At 72.2% G+C, this 16,462-nt stretch carries 16 protein-coding genes; 9 read left to right on the top strand and 7 right to left on the bottom strand.

Going from position 1 to position 16,462, the window contains the following annotated elements; all coding sequences use genetic code 11:
• Window positions 1-7: 7 nt before the first annotated feature.
• Window positions 8-673, bottom strand: coding sequence for a DUF2848 domain-containing protein (locus EJV46_RS14625; RefSeq protein WP_131549426.1), 666 nt, complete (start codon window positions 671-673; stop codon window positions 8-10).
• A gap of 67 nt (window positions 674-740) precedes the next feature.
• Between EJV46_RS14625 and EJV46_RS14620 the strand changes: the two genes are divergently transcribed.
• The 5 genes from EJV46_RS14620 (at window position 741) to EJV46_RS14600 (ending at window position 5,903) form a co-directional block, all read left to right on the top strand.
• A complete protein-coding gene (locus EJV46_RS14620) occupies window positions 741-1,598 on the top strand; it encodes an NAD(P)-dependent oxidoreductase (RefSeq protein ID WP_206020826.1) in 858 nt (285 codons plus the stop codon).
• Between the two features lie 93 nt (window positions 1,599-1,691).
• On the top strand, window positions 1,692-2,654 hold the full coding sequence (locus EJV46_RS14615; protein ID WP_131549424.1) for a tripartite tricarboxylate transporter substrate binding protein: 963 nt from the start codon (window positions 1,692-1,694) through the stop codon (window positions 2,652-2,654).
• Window positions 2,655-2,703: 49 nt separating this feature from the next.
• A complete protein-coding gene (locus EJV46_RS14610; RefSeq protein WP_131549423.1) occupies window positions 2,704-3,663 on the top strand; it encodes a tripartite tricarboxylate transporter substrate binding protein in 960 nt (319 codons plus the stop codon).
• 71 nt (window positions 3,664-3,734) lie between these two features.
• Window positions 3,735-4,883, top strand: coding sequence for a winged helix-turn-helix domain-containing protein (locus tag EJV46_RS14605; RefSeq protein WP_240782572.1), 1,149 nt, complete (start codon window positions 3,735-3,737; stop codon window positions 4,881-4,883).
• Between the two features lie 51 nt (window positions 4,884-4,934).
• Complete coding sequence (locus tag EJV46_RS14600; RefSeq protein WP_131549419.1) at window positions 4,935-5,903, top strand: tripartite tricarboxylate transporter substrate binding protein; 969 nt, start codon at window positions 4,935-4,937, stop codon at window positions 5,901-5,903.
• A gap of 62 nt (window positions 5,904-5,965) precedes the next feature.
• Here the strand turns inward: EJV46_RS14600 and EJV46_RS14595 are convergent, their stop codons facing one another.
• Both EJV46_RS14595 and EJV46_RS14590 read right to left on the bottom strand, forming a co-directional pair.
• Window positions 5,966-6,445, bottom strand: coding sequence for an AraC family ligand binding domain-containing protein (locus EJV46_RS14595; RefSeq protein WP_131549418.1), 480 nt, complete (start codon window positions 6,443-6,445; stop codon window positions 5,966-5,968).
• A gap of 77 nt (window positions 6,446-6,522) precedes the next feature.
• A complete protein-coding gene (locus EJV46_RS14590; protein ID WP_240782571.1) occupies window positions 6,523-7,464 on the bottom strand; it encodes an alpha/beta hydrolase in 942 nt (313 codons plus the stop codon).
• 132 nt (window positions 7,465-7,596) lie between these two features.
• Between EJV46_RS14590 and EJV46_RS14585 the strand changes: the two genes are divergently transcribed.
• From EJV46_RS14585 to EJV46_RS14580, 3 genes are all read left to right on the top strand, one after another.
• Window positions 7,597-10,200 carry a GNAT family N-acetyltransferase gene (locus EJV46_RS14585; RefSeq protein ID WP_131549414.1) on the top strand — a complete coding sequence of 868 codons (2,604 nt, stop codon included), beginning with the start codon at window positions 7,597-7,599 and terminating at the stop codon, window positions 10,198-10,200.
• Window positions 10,201-10,271: 71 nt separating this feature from the next.
• Window positions 10,272-10,442, top strand: a complete 171-nt coding sequence (locus EJV46_RS22875; RefSeq protein ID WP_165585556.1) for a hypothetical protein — start codon at window positions 10,272-10,274, stop codon at window positions 10,440-10,442.
• A 77-nt stretch (window positions 10,443-10,519) separates the two neighbouring features.
• The gene (locus tag EJV46_RS14580) at window positions 10,520-11,365 is read left to right on the top strand and encodes a hypothetical protein (protein WP_131549413.1); all 846 of its coding nucleotides are present in this window, start codon (window positions 10,520-10,522) and stop codon (window positions 11,363-11,365) included.
• Between the two features lie 65 nt (window positions 11,366-11,430).
• Here the strand turns inward: EJV46_RS14580 and EJV46_RS14575 are convergent, their stop codons facing one another.
• The 4 genes from EJV46_RS14575 to EJV46_RS22870 form a co-directional block, all read right to left on the bottom strand.
• Window positions 11,431-12,267, bottom strand: coding sequence for an alpha/beta fold hydrolase (locus EJV46_RS14575; RefSeq protein WP_131549412.1), 837 nt, complete (start codon window positions 12,265-12,267; stop codon window positions 11,431-11,433).
• Between the two features lie 166 nt (window positions 12,268-12,433).
• Window positions 12,434-13,390 (bottom strand): protein-methionine-sulfoxide reductase catalytic subunit MsrP, encoded by a 957-nt coding sequence (msrP, locus tag EJV46_RS14570; RefSeq protein WP_131549411.1) that lies wholly within the window; start codon window positions 13,388-13,390, stop codon window positions 12,434-12,436.
• Window positions 13,362-15,074 (bottom strand): DUF6311 domain-containing protein, encoded by a 1,713-nt coding sequence (locus tag EJV46_RS14565; protein ID WP_131549410.1) that lies wholly within the window; start codon window positions 15,072-15,074, stop codon window positions 13,362-13,364. Before EJV46_RS14565 ends, msrP begins: the two co-directional genes overlap by 29 nt.
• A gap of 241 nt (window positions 15,075-15,315) precedes the next feature.
• Window positions 15,316-15,534: a hypothetical protein gene (locus EJV46_RS22870; protein WP_165585555.1), complete on the bottom strand. Its 219-nt coding sequence runs from the start codon at window positions 15,532-15,534 to the stop codon at window positions 15,316-15,318.
• 597 nt (window positions 15,535-16,131) lie between these two features.
• Here EJV46_RS22870 and EJV46_RS14555 point away from each other — a divergent pair.
• Window positions 16,132-16,383 (top strand): hypothetical protein, encoded by a 252-nt coding sequence (locus EJV46_RS14555; protein ID WP_165585554.1) that lies wholly within the window; start codon window positions 16,132-16,134, stop codon window positions 16,381-16,383.
• Window positions 16,384-16,462: the final 79 nt, after the last annotated feature.

The raw sequence follows: 16,462 nt of genomic DNA, 5'->3' as shown, positions 1-16,462 counted from the left end.
CGCCCCGTCAGACCGGCCGGGCCGCGTAGCCGTGCCCCAGCGAGCGGCCCAACACGGGATCGTGCAGGGTCACGCGGAACTGGGCGGCGGGGCGGATCGCGCCGTGGACGGGCAGGGTGCCGCCGAACATCAGCACGCCCGGGCCGGTGGGGACGTTCAGGTCGCGCGCCCGCTCGATCAGGTCGTCCGGATGGCGCATCGCGGCGACGGAGCCGTGCTGATAGGTGATCCAGGTGCCGTCCTCGAGGATCTCGCTCTGGATCTCGAGCCGGTCCCAATGGTCCCGCACCTCCTCCCAGGCCCAGAGATGGCCGCCGATGGGCTTGGGGCACATCTGCTTCGAGACGGGGATGGAATAGGCCTCGACCTTGCGGTCGGTATGGTCGGAGCCGCAGCCGATGAAGCGGCCCTCCGGCGTCTCCAGGACGAAGTACTCCCCCTCGCCGCTGCTGTCGGCGCCGAGCACGTCCACGAAGGGCGATTGGGTCAGCGTCTCGATGCCGGCGCGGTAGAAGCAGGGCACGGTCTCCGGCGGCGCGACGCCGAGGGCGGCGAGCTCGTCGATATGCTCCTGGACCTTGTGCGGGTCGCGCCCCGTCCAGCCGGCGATCACGACCTCGGTGATGGCGGCCTTCACCGTGCCGTCAGGGGTCGAGAAGTCGAATTCGCGCATGGGGGTGTCCTGGACACGGGGCGGGGAGCATCGGAACATGCAACGCAGCGGATGGGGAGGCTTAAACGTGGAACAGGTGGGATTTATCGGGCTCGGCATGATGGGCAAGCCCATGGCCATGAACCTCGTGTCCAAGGGCGTCTCCGTGACCAGCCTGGACGCCGCGGGCGTGACCATTCCGGGCGCGGCGGCCGCTGCCGACGCGGCGGCGCTGGCCCAGGCGGCCAGGCTGGTCATCCTGATGCTGCCCGACAGCGGGATCGTGGCCTCGGTGATGGCGGCGCTGCTGCCGGCGCTGCAGCCGGGCTCGCTGGTCGTCGACATGGGCAGCAGCGAGCCGGGCGAGACGCGGCGCTGGGCCGCGGCGCTGGGGCAAAAGGGCTGCGGCATGTTGGACGCGCCGGTCTCGGGCGGCGTGACCAAGGCGCGCGCGGGCACGCTGGCGATCATGGTGGGCGGCGGCGATGCGGATTACGCGCGCGCCGAGCCGGTGCTGAAGGCGGTGGGCGAGAACCTGATCCGCACGGGCGGGATCGGCAGCGCCCATGCGATGAAGGCGCTGAACAACTACGTCTATGCCGCCGGCCTGCTGGCCGTGAGCGAGGCGGCGCAGATGGCGGAGGCTCAGGGGCTCGACCTCGGCATCTTCGCCTCGGTGCTGAACGCCAGCTCGGGCCGCAACATCGCCTCCGAGACAAAGCTGGCGCAGGAGATGACCTCCGGCCGCTATGCCGGCGGCTTCCAGCTCGGGCTCATGCGCAAGGACCTGGAGACGGCGGGCAGCATCTCGGAGCAGACCGGCGTGGCGGCCGATATGCTGCAGCTCTGCCGCGGGGTCTGGACGGAAGCGCTGTCCGAATACGGCCCGAAGGTGGACAACACCGAGATCCATCGCTTCATCAAGAGCCGCCCCGTCACGGTGTAGGGAGGCTCCTGGCCGGGAAGAACCGCGGCGGGACCCGGCTTGCAGGGCGTGGCCGCATCGGCAAGGCTGCGGCCACATAAACGAGGAACATCCATGCCGCTTCACCGTCGCCATATGCTGGCCGCGCCCGCGCTTCTCGCGCCGCGCGCGGCTCAGGCGCAATCCGCCTGGCCCGAGCGCACCATCCGCATCACCATCGGTTTCCCGGCGGGCAGCGTGACGGACAGCCTCATGCGCAATCTGCTGGAGCCGCTCTCGCGCGAGCTCGGCCAGACGGTGATCATCGACAACCGGCCCGGCGGCAATGGCGTGGTCGGCACCATGGCGGTGAAGAACGCGGCGCCCGACGGCTACAACCAGGCGATCCTCAGCGTGACCAACGGGGCGCTGAACACCTATCTCGTGCGCAACCTGCCCTACGATCCGATCAAGGACTTCGCCCATACCGGCTTCCTGGCCGAAGCGCCCTACCTGCTGGTGGTGCCGGCCAATTCGCCGGCGCGCAGCGTGGCGGAGCTCATCGAGCTGGCGAAGCAGCGGCCGGGCGAGCTGACCTTCAGCCACGGCAATTTCTCCGCCCTCATCGGCAGCGAGATGCTGTGCCGGATGACGGGCACGCGCATGCTGGCCGTGCCCTCGCGCGGCGGGCCGGAGGCGCTGACGGAGGTGCTCGCGGGCCGCATCGACAGCACGCTGACGGACTTCGCGGCGGGTCTCGCGCAGGTGCGGGAAGGGCGGGTCCGGGCGCTGGGCGTGACCTCGAGGACGGTCTTCCCGCTGGCGCCGGAGATTCCGCCGATCGCCGCGGCGGTGCCGGGCTACGAGCTGATCGTGTGGTTCGGGCTGGCGGCCCCCCTGGGCACGCCGGCGCCGGCGGTGGCCCGCTTCAACGAGGCGCTCGGCAAGGTGCTGGCGCAGCCGGAGACGCGCGAGAAGCTGGGGCGGCTGGGCTTCGCGCCGCGCGCGATGCCGCCGGAGCAGTGGCGCGATTTCCTGCAGTCGCAGATCACGAGCCTCACGCAGCTGGCGCGCGAGATCGGGCTGGAGCCGAGCTGAGTTCCGCCGGCACGCGTCTGGAGCTGGTTCAACAAACGGAGGAACGGCCATGCGCCGACGTCACATCCTGGGCGCCAGCCTGGCCTTTCCCGCGATCGCGCGCGCCCAGGTCGCCTACCCCCAGCGCCCCGTCCGCCTCGTCGTGCCCTTCGCGGCCGGCGGCGCCACGGACATCCTCGCCCGCGCCGTCGCGCAGTCGCTGCAGGCGGAGTACGGCCAGTCCTTCGTGGCCGAGAACCGCACCGGCGCGGGCGGCACCATCGGCGCCGAGGCCGTCGCGAAATCGGCGCCCGACGGCCACACGCTGCTGCTCGGCACCACGGCCACGCAGTCCATCACGCCGCACCTCTATGCGCGCCTCTCCTATGATGCCGCGCGCGATTTCTCGGCCGTCAGCGCCGTGGCCTCCGTGCCGATGGTGCTGGCCGTGCATCCCTCGCTGGGTGTGACCGACGTGGCCGGGCTGGTCGCCAGGGCGAAGGCCGAGCCGGGGCGGATCACCTTCGCCTCCTCCGGCCAGGGCTCCATCACGCATCTCGCCTCCGAGCTCTTCCGCGCGCGCGCCGGCGTGGAGCTCACGCACATCCCCTATCGCGGCAGCGCGCCGGCCATGACGGACCTCGTGGCCGGCCGCGTGCTGATGATGATCGACCATGCGCCCACCATCCTGCCGCAGATCTCCGGCGGCGCGCTGCGGGCGCTGGGCGTCGCCGGCACGGAGCCAATCGCGCAGCTGCCGGGCGTGGCGCCCATCGGCCGCACGCTGGCCGGCTTCGAGGTGAGCTCCTGGTTCGGCGTGCTCGCGCCGGCGGGCACGCCGGAGGCCATCGTCTCGCAGCTCAACGCCAGCATCGGCAAGGCGCTCACCCAGCCGGAGGTCGCGGCCAAGCTGCGCGAACAGGGCGCCGACCCGATGCCGGGCAGTCCGGACGCCTTCGCCTCGCTGATCACGCGGGATTCGCGGCTCTGGGGCGAGGTGGTGCGGCGCGCGGGCGTGACGCTGGGCTAGGCTTTACGGCGAGGCAGGCCGCGCCGAAGCTCCGGACCATGCACGGCCTCAAGCCATCCCCCCGGCGTCGCGTGAAGCCGCCCGTCCTGCTGAGGATGACGCAGGTCCGCGCCGCCTGGCTGCACGCGCAGCGCCTCGACGCGGACGCTCCCTTCGGCGCGGGGCCGGAGGCCGTGCGCCGCGCGGTGGCGCATCTGGGCTATGTGCAGATCGACACGATCCACGTCATCGAGCGCAGCCACCACCACATCCTGCACACGCGCATCCCGGCCTATGCGCGCACGGACCTGGAACAGGCGCAGTCGGCGGGAAAAACCGTCTTCGAATACTGGACGCACGCGCTCGCCTATGTCGCGGCCGAGGATTTCCGGTTCTTCCGGGCGGCCATGGAGCGCCACCGCACCGCGCCGCACGGGAACTTCGCCGATGTGGACCCGAAGGACTACGCCGCGATGCTCAAGCGCATCCGCCGCGACGGCCCGCTCACCATCCGCGACATCGACGACGAGGTGCTGGTCGAGAAGACGCATCCCTGGGCCAGCCGCAAGCCGTCCCGTCGCGTGCTGCGCGCCGGCTTCTTCGCCGGCGACCTCGTGATCTCGAAGCGCGAGGGCATGCTGAAGACCTACGAGCTCACGAAGCGCCACTTCGGCTGGCGCGCGCTGCCGAAGCCCGCGACCGAGGCGCAGATCGCCGGCTACATGCTGCGCCGCGCGCTGACCGCGCAGGGCGTCGTGAGCCTGGATTCCATCTGCTACGGCAACCTCTCCATGAAGCCGCTGGTCGCGGCGGCCATCGAGGCGGAGGTCCGGCGCGGGCGGCTGGTGCCGGTGCGGATCGAGGGCTTGGAGAAGATCGCGCATTGGGCGGAACCGGCGACCCTCGAAACGGGGGTGACGGTGGAGCCGCGCGTCCACATCCTCTCGCCCTTCGATCCGCTGGTGATCCAGCGCAGGCGGCTGGAGATGGTCTTCGGCCATGCGCACCGCTTCGAGGCCTATGTCCCGGCGGAGAAGCGGGTGCTCGGCTACTTCGCGCTGCCGGTGCTGGTCGGCGACGAGATCGTGGCCGCGCTCGACATCAAGACCGACCGCCAAGCCCGGAAGCTGCTGATCCGGAAATGGACCTGGATCGGGCGGCAGCGGGCCGGCCTGCAGGCCGCGATCGAGGCGGCGCTGGCGCCCTTCGAGACCTTCCAGCTCGCGCCCGCGGCGGAGTGACGGGATCGGGCCATCGGCGCATCCTGCGGCGAGTCAGAATAAGGACTATCCATGCTCCGCCGCAGCCTGCTGTCCCTGCCGCCCGCCCTCGCGCTCGCCGCCTCGGCGCGAGCCCAGCAGACCTATCCCAGCCGCCCGATCCGCGTGCTGATCGGCTTCGCGCCCGGCGGCTCGACCGACGTCACCGCGCGCATCATGTCGGGCAGGCTGCAGTCGCTGCTCGGCCAGTCGATCGTGATCGAGAACCGCCCCGGCGCCGGCGGCAACATCGCGACCGAGGCGGTGAGCCGCGCCGCGCCGGACGGCTACACCCTGCTGCTCGGCACGATCGGCGCGCTGGCCATCAATCCGACGCTCTATCGCGACCTGTCCTTCGATCCGCAGAGGGACCTGGCGCCCATCTCGCGCATCGGCACGGTGCTGAACGTGCTGGCGGTGCGGGTTGACCGCCCCTGGCGCAGCGTCGCCGAGCTGATCGCCGCCGCGAAGGCGCGCCCGGACACGCTGACCTGCGCCTCTTCCGGCGTCGGCGGCGCCGGGCATCTCGCCAACCAGCAGCTGAACATGCTGGCGGACATTCGCACCGTGCATGTGCCCTATCGCGGCGGCGGCGCGCTGCAGGCGGACCTCGTCTCGGGCAAGGTGGACTATGCCTTCACCACGGCGCTGAACGCCGTCCCGCACGCCGAGAACGGCAGGCTCCGGATCCTCGCCGTGCCGGACGCCCAGCGCAGCCGCCTGCTTCCGGAGGTGCCGACCATGGCCGAGAGCGGCCTGCCGGGCTTCGAGATGGTGGACTGGGTGGCGCTCATGGGCCCGCGCGGCCTGCCGGAGCCGATCGCCAAGGCGGTAGGCGACGCCATCCGCGCCACGCTGACCGATCCGGCCCTGGTGGCCCAGCTCGCGGAGCGGAAGGTCGAGGCGCAGCCGTCCACGCCCCAGGAGCTGGCGCGGTTCCTGCGGGACGAGACGGCGAAATGGGCGCCGATCGTGCACGCCTCCGGCGCCGTGCCGGACTGACGGGGCCTGATCCTGGGGGCGCGGGATTCAGACCTCCGGCGCCTCCGCTCATCCCGTCCGGCTCAGGGGGCGGGCGCCGGAACCGTGTCCCCCGCGCGCTGCGGCGGCAGCTTGATCGCCAGCGCGCGGAACCGCCCGGTGGTGGCGCGCGAGCCCGCATGCGCCACGCCGCGCGGAATGATGATCAGGTCGCCCGGCTTCACCTGCACCTGGCGGTCGCCGAGCCAGAAGGAGCCCTCGCCCTGCAGGATCAGCTGAATCTCATGCGCGTCCGCGTGGTAGTGCCGCATCACATTGCCGCTCTGCACGCCCACGGTCCCCTCCGGCGTCGCGGCCAGGGTGCGGCTGCGCAGGTCGGTGTTGGGGATGAGGTTGCCGATCTCCTCATCGGTCATGCTGAAGAGGTTGACGATCTGCGGCGTGAGCGGCGCCGGGCCGGACTGCGCATCGGCATGCGGGACCAGGCGGTCGGCGAAAAGGCCCGCGGCGAAGGCGGCCGCGAAGCCGGCCACGATGAGGGGCGAGCGCTTGTTGAAAGCCATGGGGGCGTTTCCTTGCGGGTTTGTTCCCGCCGCGGATCATTGGCTGCCTGCGCCCCGCATGCAATCAGGTCGTGCCCTCAGCCGGCGAAGCGCGCCTTCAGCCAGGCGCCCGCCGCCTCCGCCGCCCGGTCCGCGGCGCCGACGAAGCCCAGCGCCCGCGCGAAACCATGCACCGTGCCGGGAAAGGTCTGCAGCTCCAGGCTCACGCCCGCCCTGCGCAGCTTCTCCGCGAAGGCCAGGTTCTCCGAGGCCAGCACGTCCAGCTCCGCGACATGCATGAGCGCCGGCGGCAACGAGGAGAGCTCGCCGCGCATGGGCGAGGCGAAGGGCGACATGCGGGCCACCGCATCGGGGCAATAGGCGTCCCAATAAAAGCGCATCTTGGCAAGCGTCAGCCCATAGCCCTCGCCGAATTCGCGGTAGCTCGGCGTGTCGAGCACATGGTCGTAGACGCCGTAGTTCAGCAGCAGCCCCTTGAGCCCCACGGGCGAGGGCTGCTCGGCATTCAGCAGCGCCGCGGCGGCCGCGAGGTTCGCCCCCGCGCTGTCGCCGCCCAGGACGATGCGCGAAGGATCGAGCCCCAGCTCTGCGCCGCGCGTCGCGACATGGCGCAGCACCGCCGCGCATTCCTCCAGCGCCGTCGGGAACACCGCCTCCGGGCTCAGCGCATAATCCGGCCCGAGAACGGCGCAGCCGGCGGCCGCAGCATAGGCGCGCATCAGCTTGTCATGCGTGTCGACGCTGCCCCAGACCCAGCCGCCGCCATGGAAGTAGATCAGCACCGGCAGGTTCGGGTCGTCGGAGGGCCGGTGGAAGCGCAGCTGCATGCGTCGCCCCCGGATAGGCAGCAGCAGGTCGCGGCTCTCGGCCATGACCGCGCCGCCCTGGGCCTGGGGCAGCTGCGGCTCGTCGTTGAGGCGGCGCTGCTCGTCGAAGGGGGCACTGCGCGGCGGATTCGGGAAGACGGTCGGCGGGTTCCCCGCGCCGCGCGCCGCCACCATGGCGCTGAACGCCGCCATTTCCGGATCCATCCGCCGATCGGTCATCTCGTAGCCTCGCCTTGGTGAGCCGACAGGGCAGCGCGTCGCGGACCATGGCGCAAGATGCGCCCGCCTTCCGCGCGACCTGTTTCCGGGCGCTATAGTCCCTCCATGTCGCTGATTCTGACAGGCCGTCCGGGTTCCGGCTTCCGGGACACCGCGCTCTTCCGCCCGCGCTCCGTGCTGCTGCGCGCCGATCTGGCGCTGCCCGAGGCGCGCATCCTCGCCCGCAACCTGCTCGACGGCCGCTTCCACGGGAAGCTGATGGCCGAGGACATCGAGGGCTTCGAGGCGCCCGAGGATGTGCCCGACCTGGCTGTCCTTTGCGTCGCGCCCGACGCGCAGGCCCAGGCCTTTCACGACATCGCGACGATGGGCTGCCGCGCCGTCGTGGTGCCCACGGCGGCACCGGGCCTCGCCGCCATGGCGGCCGCCACCGGCGTGAGGGCGCTCGGCGAGCGCAGCTTCGGCCTGGCGCTGCCGGGCATGGGCCTCAACGCCACGCTGGCGCATCTGCATATCCCCAAGGGCCGGCTCGCGCTGATGGCGCAGTCCTCGGCCATCGCGCGCGCCGTGATCGACTGGGCCGCCGCGGAAGGGCTCGGCTTCAGCCACATCGTCGGCATCGGCTCCAACGAGGATCTGGGCTTCGCCCTTGGCCTCGACTGGCTGGCGCGCGACAGCGCCACCGCCTGCGTCCTGCTGGAGCTGCGCCGCATCAAGCAGCGCCGCCGCTTCGTCTCCGCGGCCCGCGCCACGGCCCGCACCCGCCCCGTGCTCGCGCTACGGCCCGGTGGCCGCTCCGACGATCCCTCCGGCATCGGCGACGCGGTGATGGATGCGGTGCTGCGCCGCGCCGGCATCCTGCGCGCCGCCGGCTTCGAGGACTGGCTCGCCGCCGCCGAGACCCTGGCGCGCACCAGGCCGCGCGCCGGCAACGGCCCGGGCGACCGCGTGGCGATCGTCGCCAACGGGCTCGGCATGGCGCGGCTGGCCGCAGACGCGGCGCTGGGGCAGGGGCTGCGCCTCTCCGAGCTGACCGAGGCCACGCAGGCGGCGCTGGTTCCCCTGCTGGAGGGCCGCGCGCCGCGCAATCCCCTCGCGCTCAACGCCGCCGCCGGAGCCGCGCTGGCCGAGGCCGCGAAGGTCCTGGCCGCCGCGCGCGAGGTGGATGTGGTGATGGCGCTGCACGCCCCCGAGCAGGAGGCGGTGCCGGCCCAGGCCTTCGGCGCCGCCGCGCGGGGCAACCGCGGCGCGCCGATCCTCCTCGGCTGGACCGGCGAGGCGAGCGCGCATGACGAGCGCGCGGCCCTCACCGAGGCCGGCCTGCCGGTCTTCGCCACCCCCGAGGCCGTTGCCCGGGGCGCCGCCCACCTGGCCGCCGAGCGCCGCAACCGCGCCACCGCCGCCGAGCTCCCCGCCTCCGACGTGCTCACCTTCCAGCCCGACCGCGCCGCGGTGCGCGCCCGCTTCGCCGCCGCCCGGGCCGAGGGCCGCCTGCGCCTGCTGGAGGACGAGGCGCTGTCCGTCCTCGCCGCCTATGGGCTGGAGAGCCTGCCCGTCTTCCTCGCGCACACCCCAGCCCGCGCGGCGGGCGCCGCGGTCGGGATGGGCTTTCCCGTCGTTCTCAAGGCCCGCGCGCTGCTGCGCCACAAGAGCGAGGCCGGCGGCGTGGTGCTCAACCTGCGCGACGGCGCTTCCGTCACCGCGGCGGCGGCAGCGATGGCGGAGGAAGTCCCCCGCCGCGCGCCTGGCACGGTGCTCCAGGGCTTCCTCGTCCAGCGCCAGGCGCCGCGCGGCATGATGGAGCTGCGGCTGCGCATGGGCGACGACGCCATGTTCGGCCCCTGGATCGGCTTCGGCCAGGGCGGCACCGCCGCGGACCTCGCCCAGGACGAGGCCTTCGACCTGCCCCCGCTCAACCTGCCCCTCGCGCATGGCCTGATCGCCCGCACCCGCCTCTCCCGCCTCCTTCCCGGCTTCCGCGACCGCCCGCCGGTGAACGAGCCGGCCATCGCCGATGCCCTGGTGCGCGTGAGCCAGCTCCTCGTCGACTTCCCGGAGATCGCGACCCTTTTCGTGAACCCGCTCTTCGCCGATGCGCGCGGCGTGCTGGCCGCCGACGCCGCGCTCACGCTCCGGCCGGAGGGCGAGGCCGTGCTGCTCGCCATACCGCCCTATCCCGCCGAGCTCGCCGCGAGCTTCACGGCCGAGGACGGCCGGACCTACGAGGTCCGCCCCATCCGTCCCGAGGATGCCGCCGCCCAGGGCGAGCACTTCCGGAGCCTGCCGCCGGAGGATGTCCGCTTCCGCTTCTTTTCCACGATGCGCGAGCTGCCGCCGGCCATGCTCGCCCGCCTCACGCAGATCGACTACGATCGCGAGATGGCCTTCGTCGCCGCGCGGGACGGACACATCCTCGGCACCGCGCGCATCATCCGGGAGGGCGCCGGCGGCGGCGCCGAATTCGCGGTGGTGGTCAGCCCCTCGGCCAAGGGGACCGGCCTCGCGAGCCATCTGATGGAGCGCGCCATCGCCTGGGCGCGGGGCGAGGGGCTCACCGAGCTGGTGGGGCACATCCTCGCGGACAACAGGCCGATGCTGGCCTTCGCCGAGGGCCTGGGCTTCACGCTGAGCCGGAGCCTCGAGGACACGGAGATCATGGAGGCGCGGCTGGAACTCGCCGGGCCGCGCCGCGTTTCGGCCCCCGGGTAGCCCTAACCCCGCCATGGACCGCGCGTTTTCTCCCATAGGCGGCACCGGACAGCGCCGCCCGGGAGGTTATCATGTCCAAGACCAAGCTCCTGGCCTGCCTGGCCCTGCTGGCGCTTTCGACCCTGCCGGGCTGCGTGGCCTATCCCGCCTACGGGCCCGGCTATTACGGCCCGCCGCGTTACCACGGCGGCGGTTACTACCATCGCCCTTATTACCGCGGCGGCTGGGGCTACTACCGCTGACGGCGACGCGAAGCTGACGCGATGGACCTGACGCGGGGGCCTTGCCTCCCATGCCCGAGCATGGTCAGCCTGGAGGCATGCCGAACGATCCGTGGAAGGGGCCCGGAAGGCCCGTCCTGTCCGACCCCATCGCGCGCGCCTTCCCCGCGCGGCCGCTGCGCGTCAGGGCGCCCATCGCGGCCTGGCGCGCCTGGCTCTTCGGAATCCTGGGCTTTCTCCTCTTCGCCGTCGGCATGGCGGTCGTCTCGATGGAGGTCGTGCCGGTCCTGGCCACCGACTATCGGATCCGCGACACGGCCGTCGCCCTGCCCAAGACGCGCGTCGAGAGCGGCCGATGCCAGGTCCGCTTCTTCCTGCTGAACGATTGCGAGGCGACCCTGGTCATCCCGCAGGATCGCGGCCCCGCGCTCCGGCGCGAGGTGGGCTACGTCTTCTTCGAGCCCAGCTCCGGCAACCGGCAGGTCATGCCCATGGGCGATCCGGCGCGGCCCGAGCTCACCACCACCGACCTCGGCCTGGAGCGCTTCGTCAACCGCGCCGTCACCTACGGCGTGCTGATGGCGCTGATGCTGGCCCTCTGCCTGGGCGCGCTCTTCGTTCCGGCTGCCGTCGCGCGGCAGAAGCGCCTGGCGGCGGCCATGTCGGGGCATGTGCTGAACCCGGTGCCGGCGCGGCTCGTCCGCGCACAGCAGGTCTGGAACGTGACCTCGATCGACGACGGCCAGGCCGGCGCCTGGAACCTGGGCAACAAGGGCGAGCCCTTCGTCGTGGACCCCCGGGGCGGCATCGTCCTGGCGGTGACAGGATCGGCCGGCGGCCCGCCCTTTCCGCTGGACGAGAAGCTGACCTGGCTGGACCTGACGGAGGAGGAGAGGGCGGCCATATGGGCGGCGCGGGCGGAGATCCAGCGGGCAGGGCGGTGAAGGGGTTTCGTGCCCTCAGGCCCCCACCAGCGACCGCAAGTCCTCGGACGGTAGGTTATGACTCTTCAGGACCGGAAGAAGGCCAGAAGGTCCGGATTGATCACGTCCGGATGGGTCGTGCACAGGCCGTGCGGCAGGCCGGCATAGGTCTTCAGCGTGCCGTGCTTCAGCAGCTTGACCGAGAGCGGCGCCGAATCCGCATAGGGTACGATCTGGTCATCGTCGCCATGCATGACCAGCACCGGTACTTCGATCTTCTTCAGGTCCTCCGTGAAGTCGGTCTCGGAAAAGGCCTTGATGCAGTCGTAATGGGCCTTGGCGCCGCCCATCATGCCCTGGCGCCACCAATTGGCGATCACGCCCTCGGATGCCGTCGCGCCGGGGCGGTTGTAGCCATAGAAGGGCCCCGCCGGCACGTCGCGGAAGAACTGGGCCCGATTGGCCAGGAAGGCGGCGCGGAAGCCGTCGAACACCTCGATCGGCAGGCCGCCGGGATTCGTCTCGCTCTTCACCATGATCGGCGGCACCGCGCCGATCAGCACGGCCTTGGCCACCCGGCCGCCGCCATGCCGCGCGACATAGCGCGCGACCTCGCCGCCGCCAGTCGAATGGCCGACATGGATGGCGTTCCTCAGATCGAGGTGCTTCGCCAGCGCGGCGACATCGGCCGCATAGGTGTCCATCTCGTTGCCGCTCTCCGTCTGGCTGGAGCGGCCGTGCCCGCGGCGGTCATGCGCGATGACGCGATAATCCTTCGAGAGGAAGAACATCATCTGCGCGTCCCAGTCGTCCGCGCTGAGTGGCCAGCCGTGATGGAAGACGACCGGCTGCGCGTCCCTGGGGCCCCAATCCTTGTACCAGATCTGCGTGCCGTCGGTGACGGTGATGGTTCCGCTGCTCATGTCTTCTCCTCTTGTCCTGGTGGCGTGAGGCGGTCACGCAAGCGCGGCCGGCTACGATGAGCGGCCGGCGGTCGCGACTGTGCATGATTCATTGGCGGTCTTTAAAGGCCGCGATGGTTGGAATCCGATCGCGCGCGGATCACGCCGCAAGTGCGCGGCGCAGCCGCTACGCCCAGAGCCGCTCCCGCTGCATGTTCGTGTAGAGGTCTGCCACGAACTCGCCATAGCCGTTGAACAGCTGCGTCGGCACGCGCTCGCCCGTGCCCAGCACGCGTTCCGTCGCCTGGCTCCAGCGCGGATGCGCCACCTGCGGGTTCACATTCGCCCAGAAGCCGTATTCGGAGGGCTGGATGGTGTTCCAGTAGGTCGCCGGCTGGCGGTCGGTGAAGGTGATCCGCACGATCGACTTGCCGGACTTGAATCCGTATTTCCACGGGAAGAGCACGCGGATCGGTGCGCCGTTCGAGCCCTGCAGCGGCTTGCCGTAATTGCCCACGGCCAGGAAGGACATGTCGTTCATCGCCTCGGCGACGGTGCAGCCCTCGGTGTGCGGCCAGGGGTACCAGGTCTGGCGCAGGCCGGGCATCACGGAGGGGATCGCCGCGGTCTGGAAGGCGATGAAGCGCGCGCTCGAGGCCGGCTCCACCAGCTTCACCAGCTCGGCGAGCGGGAAGCCCGTCCAGGGCACGACCATGGACCACCCCTCGACGCAGCGCAGCCGGAGCACGCGCTCCTCCAGGGGCATCAGCCCGATCAGCTCGTCGATGGCGAATTCGCGCGGCTTGCCCACCATGCCCTCGACCTTGATGGTCCAGGGACGCAGCGGCATGCGGGCCGCGTCGCGCGCGATGCCCTTGCTCGAGCCGAACTCGTAGAAGTTGTTGTAGGTCGTGGCCTCGCGCTCGGACGTGATGTCGCGGCCGGCGACGTAGCGCGGATTGCGCTGGGCCGCGGGCAGCGGCGGCGAGGCGGTGGCGCTTTGCGCGAGGGCCCCAGGCGCGAAGGCTACCGAAGGCAGCAACGCGGCGCCCGCGCCGACCAGCGCGCGCCGGTTCAGCACCAGCGCCTCCGGCGTCACCTGGCTTTCGGGGATTTCAAAGCCGCGGCGGCTGCGGATGAGCATCGGGTTTCTCCGGGTCGGGAGGCACCCGGACCGGGACGTCCGGTCGCGGAACCTCACCTGAGGCGATCGAAGTCCAGTTCGTCAAGGCGACCGTGGAGGTAACGGCCCAGTCCGGCGCCAGCACGTCGAGCCCGTCGGCCCGGAGCATCCGGTCGCGCCCGTCCTGCATGCCGGCGCGGGCCAACTCGGCCGTCGCGGCGTCGCGCAGCACGTAGAGCACGCCGGGCTCGTGGTCGCCCCGGGCGAGGCGGCCGGCGATCTCGGCGCGCAGCCGCTCGATGGCGCCGGCATCGGCGCGGGCAAGGTAGATGGCATCCGTCGCCATGCCGTGACGCGCGGCGAAGACGGCGACCTCCTCCCAGCCGCGCCCCTGGTTGCCGGCCGGCACGAGCCGGATAGCGCGGTAGCGTTGCGCCGCCTCGCCCCAGAAGGGATCGGCGAGGCGCAGCGGCAGCTGGTCGGCCGTGGGCGGGAAGTAGTGGGCGACGCGGGCATAGCCCGGCCGGAGGTCGACCGCCTGGACCAGCAGCAGCGCCAGCAGCGCCAGTCCGCCCCAGCGGGGCCCGGCGACGCGCAGCAGCCCGGCCATCCCGGCGAGGATCAGCGCATAGGCCAGCGGCCAGAAATAGCGCTCCGAGCAGCGCAGCATGCCGAGCAGCGTGACCAGCCGCTCGGGCAGGGGAAGGGTCGCGACCGTCGTGCCGCCGATGGTCACGTGGTGGCTGACGGCGAAGAGCAGCATCGCGGCCAGGACGACCATCAGCGGGACGAGCCGCCGCCTGGGGGGCACGAAGAGCAGGAACGGGAGCAGCAGCAGCGCCCCGAGGCCGAGATAGGAGCTGCCGGATTCCGGATGCTCGGGGTCGGGCAGGTCGGGCAGGAGGCTGCCCCAGAAGGCCGGGTCGAAGGGCGCCAGCAGATCGAGCTGCATGGTGCCGTATTGCGCGTTGCCGTGGCCCGCGCCGAGCACGAAGAAGCCGGCGGCCCAGAGCCCCGCCAGCCCCGCGGCCGGGACGAACACGGCCTCGGCGACGTGCCGCCGCGACCACCAGTCGGCGGCCCAGAGCGCCAGCACCATCGGCAGGATGTAGGAGTGGATCAGCGAGGCCGCGAGCACCAGCGCGGCCCAGGCCAACCAGCGGAGCCGCCCGGCCGGGCTCAGCGCGAGCAGCAGCCCCCAGAGCACCAGCCATTGCGCGGAAAGCGCGAAATGCCCGCCCATCCGGTTCAGCAGCATGGGCTGGAGCACGAAGAGCATCGCGCCGGCGAGGCGGGCGAGGGGGTCCTGCGTGACACGCCCGATCAGCAGCCAGGCCAGCATGCCCTGCAGCGCGCCGCAGGCCACGATCCACATCCCCCAATACTGGTCCACCTCGACCACGCTGCGCAGCGCCTTGAAGGCAAAGGCGAGAAGCGGGATGGAATCGGCATAGAAGATGGAGGACGAGATCTCCATCCCGAACAGCGGATTGAGCCCCGGCGGCAGGCTCCAGGGCGCCAGGCGGAAATAGGTCCAGCCGAGCCAGTACTGCACCGGGTCCGGCCCGACCTGGCCGGACAGCATCCAGCCCGTGTGGGACGGGGGCACGATCTGCACGCCGAAGACGACAAGGATGACGGCTCCGCCCAGCAGCGCCGCGAGGGCGGCGCCGGAGAATGATGACGAGAAGGGCGGCAGGCGCATGCGAGGCCTCCATGGAGCCAGCATGCAACGGGCAAAAGGTGGCCGAGTTGCGGCCGTGCCGCACTGCAGCATGGGCAACCCCTTCGCCGCCGGGATGTTTCTCCGGCAAGCCCGGGCGACAGAAGGCCCGGATCCCTGGCGAAGGAAACACCCGCATGACCCGATATGCCGCAACCCGCCTGACGCTCCTCGGCGCGAGCCTCGGCGCCGCTCTCCTGCTTGCGCCCGGCGCCGGGCAGGCTCAGGCTCCAGGCGCCCAGCCCGGTTCCCCCGGCAGCGCCACGACCGGGCCCACCGTGCCCGCGCCCTCCATGCCCGGTGCGGCCTCGACCGATCCGGGCGGGCGCTCGGCCACCGGCTTCTCCACGCCGAACGTCGCGCCGCCGAGTGCCGGTCCGGGATCGCGGGGCCCGACCGGCCCCGGCGCCGGCACGCCGGGCGCGCCGGGATCGGCAGGCACGGGGACTCTGGGCTCGCCCGGATCGTCGCCGGGCGGTGCCGCAGGCTCCGCGCGAGGTGGGGCTTCAGGCAGCGCGGGCGGCTCGGCCGGTGGCGGGGCCAGCGGCGGGACGGGCGGTTCGTCCTCCGGCACCGGTGGCGGCTCGGGCGGCGGCTCGGGCGGAGGGTCTGGCGGCGGCTCGGGTGGCTAGGACCGGGGCCGTGCGGCGGCTCGTCCCGCTGGCGGGAATGGCCGTCGCCGCCGTGATGCTGACCGCGCCGTTGGCGGCCCTGAGCCAGGGGGGAGCCATGCCTTCCTCCGACCCGCCGGCCGCCTCGACGGGCGGGACGAGTCCGGCCTTACCGCCGATGCCCCGGTCCGCGGGCGAGCCGGCGCCGGATCCCACGGGCGCGCCGACCGGCACCGGCGCGACCCGCCCGGGCCTGGTACCGGGAACGCCAGCGGAATCGCCGGCGCCCACGCCCTCCCTCAATCCACTGGCGCCGGTCGAGGCCCCGGCCCCGCGGACCGGCGCCACGACTATCCGCTAAGCCGGGATCCTTTCCGGCGCCTGCCGCATCGCGGCCCTCCGCGCCAAGCTTCGCGCGGAGGGCCGCGATGCATCTGCTGATGTTGCCGATCCTGTTCGCCTCGGCTCCGGCTTGGGCGCAGACGACGGGCCTTTGCCCGGCCACTCCGGACCGCGCTGACCGGCTGGAATGCCTCGGCCGACCTGCGGATCGCCCGCTGGCGCCCCAACCCCCGGCCGCCGCGGCGCGCGACTGCACGCCGGCCGCGCCCTGCACGGATTCGCGCGGCGCCTACTACACCATGCGCAGCGGCGGGAAGCGGTATGTCAGCCGGCGCTGAGCCGGCCCGGGTTGCGCGGCTCCGCCCGGGCGGAACTTGGCGCTGCGAATGAGCGGGCGAGCCGCTGGACGCCGGCCGT

The sequence above is a fragment of the Roseococcus sp. SYP-B2431 genome, assembly GCF_004336745.1.
Classification (GTDB): domain Bacteria; phylum Pseudomonadota; class Alphaproteobacteria; order Acetobacterales; family Acetobacteraceae; genus Roseococcus.
Note: the sequence above shows the minus strand (reverse complement) of the source record. Positions and strands in the feature narration are given on the sequence as shown.

Coding starts and splice junctions, on each gene's coding strand:
- EJV46_RS14625 (WP_131549426.1), bottom strand. CDS start 673: ATGCGCGAATTCGACTTCTCGACCCCTGACGGCACGGTGAAGGCCGCC.
- EJV46_RS14615 (WP_131549424.1), top strand. CDS start 1,692: ATGCCGCTTCACCGTCGCCATATGCTGGCCGCGCCCGCGCTTCTCGCG.
- EJV46_RS14610 (WP_131549423.1), top strand. CDS start 2,704: ATGCGCCGACGTCACATCCTGGGCGCCAGCCTGGCCTTTCCCGCGATC.
- EJV46_RS14600 (WP_131549419.1), top strand. CDS start 4,935: ATGCTCCGCCGCAGCCTGCTGTCCCTGCCGCCCGCCCTCGCGCTCGCC.
- EJV46_RS14595 (WP_131549418.1), bottom strand. CDS start 6,445: ATGGCTTTCAACAAGCGCTCGCCCCTCATCGTGGCCGGCTTCGCGGCC.
- EJV46_RS14590 (WP_240782571.1), bottom strand. CDS start 7,464: ATGGCGGCGTTCAGCGCCATGGTGGCGGCGCGCGGCGCGGGGAACCCG.
- EJV46_RS14585 (WP_131549414.1), top strand. CDS start 7,597: ATGTCGCTGATTCTGACAGGCCGTCCGGGTTCCGGCTTCCGGGACACC.
- EJV46_RS22875 (WP_165585556.1), top strand. CDS start 10,272: ATGTCCAAGACCAAGCTCCTGGCCTGCCTGGCCCTGCTGGCGCTTTCG.
- EJV46_RS14580 (WP_131549413.1), top strand. CDS start 10,520: ATGCCGAACGATCCGTGGAAGGGGCCCGGAAGGCCCGTCCTGTCCGAC.
- EJV46_RS14575 (WP_131549412.1), bottom strand. CDS start 12,267: ATGAGCAGCGGAACCATCACCGTCACCGACGGCACGCAGATCTGGTAC.
- msrP (WP_131549411.1), bottom strand. CDS start 13,390: ATGCTCATCCGCAGCCGCCGCGGCTTTGAAATCCCCGAAAGCCAGGTG.
- EJV46_RS14565 (WP_131549410.1), bottom strand. CDS start 15,074: ATGCGCCTGCCGCCCTTCTCGTCATCATTCTCCGGCGCCGCCCTCGCG.
- EJV46_RS14555 (WP_165585554.1), top strand. CDS start 16,132: ATGCATCTGCTGATGTTGCCGATCCTGTTCGCCTCGGCTCCGGCTTGG.